This is a genomic window from Kitasatospora sp. NPDC001309 (genome assembly GCF_042896295.1).
Taxonomy (GTDB): Bacteria; Actinomycetota; Actinomycetes; order Streptomycetales; family Streptomycetaceae; genus Kitasatospora.
Genome location: NZ_JBIAXC010000103.1, coordinates 1 through 4,359, shown reverse-complemented (window position 1 = coordinate 4,359; position 4,359 = coordinate 1). Strand labels below are relative to the sequence as shown.

General features: G+C 75.1%; 3 protein-coding genes. 1 reads left to right on the top strand and 2 read right to left on the bottom strand.

Annotated features, from left to right (window positions below; translation table 11 throughout):
• Window positions 1–112 precede the first annotated feature (112 nt).
• Together ACFY2K_RS43410 and ACFY2K_RS43405 are read right to left on the bottom strand one after the other, a co-directional pair.
• Window positions 113–1,849, bottom strand: a complete 1,737-nt coding sequence (locus ACFY2K_RS43410) for an amidase (protein WP_380595331.1) — start codon at window positions 1,847–1,849, stop codon at window positions 113–115.
• Window positions 1,850–1,956: 107 nt separating this feature from the next.
• Complete coding sequence (locus tag ACFY2K_RS43405) at window positions 1,957–3,489, bottom strand: APC family permease (RefSeq protein WP_387718653.1); 1,533 nt, start codon at window positions 3,487–3,489, stop codon at window positions 1,957–1,959.
• 95 nt (window positions 3,490–3,584) lie between these two features.
• Between ACFY2K_RS43405 and ACFY2K_RS43400 the strand changes: the two genes are divergently transcribed.
• Complete coding sequence (locus ACFY2K_RS43400; RefSeq protein WP_380523342.1) at window positions 3,585–4,214, top strand: TetR/AcrR family transcriptional regulator; 630 nt, start codon at window positions 3,585–3,587, stop codon at window positions 4,212–4,214.
• The last annotated feature ends 145 nt before the right edge of the window (window positions 4,215–4,359 follow it).

Sequence of the window (4,359 nt, the reverse complement as noted above, 5' to 3'; positions counted from 1 at the left end):
GGCGCGGGGGCGGGCGGCGGGGGGGGGGGGGGCCCCCGGGGGGGGGGGGGGGGCCGCCGGCGGGGGCCGGCGGGGGGGGGGGGGGGGCGCGGCGCGCCCCCGCCCCGGTCCGTCAGTTGGCGGGGAGCCTCGGGGTGCGCGAGGGCTCCGTGCGGCGCTGCCCGGTCGCCTCGAAGGCGGCGGCGAGCCGCAGGAGCGCGGTGTCGTCGTAGGCGCGGCCCGCGAAGGTGAGCCCCACCGGCATGCCGATGTCGGCCATGGTGCCCATCGGCACGGTCACGGTCGGAATGCCGAGGTGGCGCGGCACGAGGTTGCCGTTGGCGACCCAGACGCCGTTGCGCCAGCCGAGGTCGGCGGAGGCCTCGGCCACGTCCATGTCGGCCGGGCCGACGTCGGCTACGGCGGGGAAGACCACGGCGTCCAGGCCGAGTTCGTCCATCCAGACCTCCAGGTCGACCCGGCGGGTCTCCTCCAGGCCGCGCAGGCCCGCCTCCAGCAGCGGGATGTCGGTGAGGGAGGCGTACGGGCGCTCGCGCACGAAGCGCGGGTAGTCGCCGACGGTGTCGTCGAAACCGGCGTAGCGGTCGGGGAGTTCGCCCTCGTGCTTGGGGAAGATGCGGCTGCCGTCGACCTCGGTCAGGGTGGCGAGCGCCGGGTCCCCGTTCGCGCGCAGGAAGTCGTCCCAGGACCAGGCGGACAGGTCCTCGATCTCGACGGTGAGGTAGTCCCGGCCGACCAGGCCGCGGGTGAACAGCGAGGGCGCGCCGGGGCGGTCGGCCTCGTAGTTGGTCACCACCGGGAAGTCGACCTCGACGACCTCGGCGCCGGCCGCCTCCAGGTCACGGCGGGCGGCCTGCCACAGGGCGATGACCGAGGCGCGGGTGTCGATCCGCTGCCCGGTCTGGCCGCCGATGCCGCCCTCGGGGTTGGTGCCGGCCTCGGGGTCGGCGTTGATGTACATCCGGGGCACGCCGACACGCCGGCCGGCGAGGGTCGCCCCGGCCGCCGCCGCGTCGGCCGGGGCCAGCGCGGGGTAGGAGTCGGGGCGGACCTCGGAGGCCGCGGGCAGCTGGATCCAGGGCTGGGAGCGCCACAGGTCGCCGCGGGTCTCCGCGTCGTCGGCGACGACGACGTCGAGCAGTTCGAGCAGGTCGGCCATGGTGCGGGTGTGCGGGACCACGACGTCCATGGTCGGCACCAGCGGCCAGTTGCCGCGCACCGAGATCACGCCGCGGCTGGGGGTGTAGGCGCACAGGGCGTTGTACGAGGCGGGCGCCCGGCCCGAGGACCAGGTCTCCTCGCCGAGGCCGAAGGCGCCGAACGAGGCCGCCGTGGCGGTGCCCGAGCCGTTCGAGGAGCCGGAGCCGTACGCGCTGGTCAGCCAGTCGGCGCTGTACGGGCTCTCGGCCCGGCCGTAGACGCCGCGCTGCATCCCGCCGTTCGCCATCGGCGGCATGTTGGTCAGGCCGATGAGCACGGCGCCGGCGGCGCGCAGCCGCTCGATCGCGAAGGCGTCGCGCTGGGCGACGAGGTGCTCGAAGGCCGGCGAACCGGCGGCGGCGGTCAGGCCCTTGGCGAGGTAGCTGTCCTTGGCGGTGTACGGGATGCCGTCGAGCGGGCCGAGGGTGCGGCCCTGGGCGCGGCGGGCGTCGGAGGCCTCGGCCTCGGCGCGGGCCTCCGGGTTCATCACGACGAGCGCGTTGAGCGCGGTGCCGGTGCCGGGCCGGTCGTAGGCCTCGATCCGGGCGAGGTAGGCGTCGAGCAGGCCGACCGAGGTGGTCTCGCCCTTCTCCAGCGCGGCGCGCAGGTCGGCGATGCCCGTCTCGACGACGTCGAAGGGGTGGGTCATGCGGGTTCCTCCAGGGGTGTTCGGTCTTGCGTCGGAAGCGGAAGGTCGGAAGCGGAGAGTCGGAAGCGGAAGGTCGGGGCGCCGTGCCGGTGGAGCGGGTGGGTCGACTACACGACGGCGGGGGCGAGTTCGTCGCTGTGCGGGCGGTCCTGGCCCGGGTCGGGCATCCGGCGGTCGGGGCGGCGCGCGAGCAGGTAGCTGAGGCCGGCGAGGGTGACGGTGCCGACGCCGAGCGGTGCCGCCCAGATCTGGTACCACGGCGCTCCGGCCGGTGCGAGGATGGCGCGCGGCCAGCAGATGTTGACCACCTCGAAGCCGGTCCACAGCACCGCGAGGACGTTGAGCGGGGCGCCGAGGCGACCGTAGCCGACGGCCCCGGCGGGCTTCCAGGTGCCGCGCAGGCGGGCGGTCAGGGCCACCACGGTGAGCAGGAAGAACGGCACGAAGGTGGCGGCGCTGCCGAAGGTGATCAGGCTGCCGATGGCCGAGGTGCTCAGGCCCAGGGGCAGGGCGGCGGCGCTGACCACCGTGGCGGCGACCAGGCCGCCGATCGGCGCCTTGTGCCGGTTGACCTTGCGGACCTGCCGGGAGAACGGGAAGACGTCGTCGCGGGCGAGCGAGTAGAGGCCGCGGGCGGCGCCGCCCTGGGAGGCCATCAGGCAGGCGGTGAAGCTGATCAGGACGACGAGGACGAAGGGCTTGTCGGCCCAGCCGCCGAAGGCGTGGGTGACGGCGGTGGTGACGGGGTCGAGGTCCTTGACGGCGACGACGTCGGCGGGGTCCGGGTGGGCGAGCTCGACCGAGACGGCGTTGAGGACGACGACGAGCCCGACGCTGAGCAGCGACCACCACATCGCCCGGGGCACCTGCCGGGCGGCGTCCTTGGTCTCCTCGGCGGTGGACACGCAGGCGTCGAAACCGATGAAGGCCCAGCCGGCGACGGCCACGGCGGCGAGCAGGGCGCCGGTGTCGCTGACGCCCAGCCCCTTCGGGGCGTCGAGGAAGTCGGTGAGCAGGGAGAACCCGTGCTGCCGGAAGACCAGCAGCAGGGTGAGGCCGACCAGCACGGAGGCGACCGCCTCGGCGGCGATGCCCAGACTGACGAACCGGCGCAGCAGGTTGATGCCGTAGGCGTTGACCAGGGCGCAGCCGAGCATGAAGCCGACCGCGACGAGGACCTGCTCGGCGGGGGTCGGGACGGTGCCGAAGAGGGCGAAGAGCCAGGGCGAGGCGAGGTAGGCGACGGTGGTGTTGCCGAACATCACGGCGAACTGCCACAGCCAGCCGCTCAGCCAGGCGACCGCCGGTCTGGACAGGCGTCTGCTCCATTGGTAGGCGCCGCCGGCCAGCGGCCACTGCGAGGCGAGCTCGGCGTAGACGGCCACGACCAGGCACTGCCCGAGCAGGCACAGCGGCAGGGCCCAGACCCAGGCGCCGCCCGCGACGCTCATGCCGACCTGGACGGCGGCGTACAGCCCGACGACCGGGGAGACGACGGCGAAGCCCATGGAGATGTTGCCGAGCACGGTCAGGCTGCGCCGTAGCTCCTGCTGGTAGCCGAGCGCGGCCAGCCGGTCGGAGTCGGTGGCGGCAGCGGTCTCGGCGGCGTCGGTGGCGACGGTGGGGGTGTTCTCGGCCACTGGCTGCGCCCTCTCGATAAAACTAACTTTGTTAGCAACTGCTGTCGGTCTGGCACGATAGCCCCCGGACACGGAGAGCGGAAGAGGGGATTTCGGTGGGCCGACCGAGCAGGGCACTGCTGACCCGCGAGGGGATCGCGCGGGCCGCGCTCCAGGTGGTGGACGAGAAGGGCCCCGACGGGCTGACCATGCGGGCGCTCGCGGAGCGGCTCGGGGTCAAGGCGGCGTCGCTCTACAACCACGTGCCGAGCAAGGACGCGCTGGTCGACGCCGTCTCGGGGCTGGTCAACGACGAGATCGACCACGGGCCGCTGGGCGACCCCGACTGGCGGGCCGGCCTCGCGGGGTACGCCCGCGGCTACCGCGCGGTCTTCCGGCGGCACCCGAACGCCCTCGCCCTGCTGGCCCGCCGGCGGGTGGAGGCCGACAGCGCGCTGACCGGCTACGACGCGCTGCTCGCCCTGCTCGGCCGGGCGGGCCTCGCACCCGCCGACGCCGCCGAGGTCGCCGCGGCGGTGGACTACCTGGTGCTCGGCTCCGCGATGGAGACCTTCGCCGCGGGCTTCACCCGGGAACCGGCCGCCTACCGGCCGCAGTACCCGGCGCTCGCGGACGCCCTGGACGGCTCCCTGGCCCGGGGCGGCGGCGCGACCGAGCTCGACGACCGCGGGTTCGAGGTGGGCCTGGGCCTGCTGCTGGACGGGATCGAGCGCCGGACGTCATAGCCGTCGCGCTCGCACGAAGCGGCGGCCCCCACCCCCGGGGGGGGGGGGGGGGCCCCCGGGCGGGGGGGGGGGGGCGCCCCCCCCGCGGGGGGGGGGGGGCCCCCGCCCAGGGCGGGCTGGTAGCCAACGATTTAACCCGCAACGG

Excerpts from the sequence above, each read along its gene's own strand:
- ACFY2K_RS43410 (WP_380595331.1), bottom strand. The coding sequence starts at position 1,849 with ATGACCCACCCCTTCGACGTCGTCGAGACGGGCATCGCCGACCTGCGC.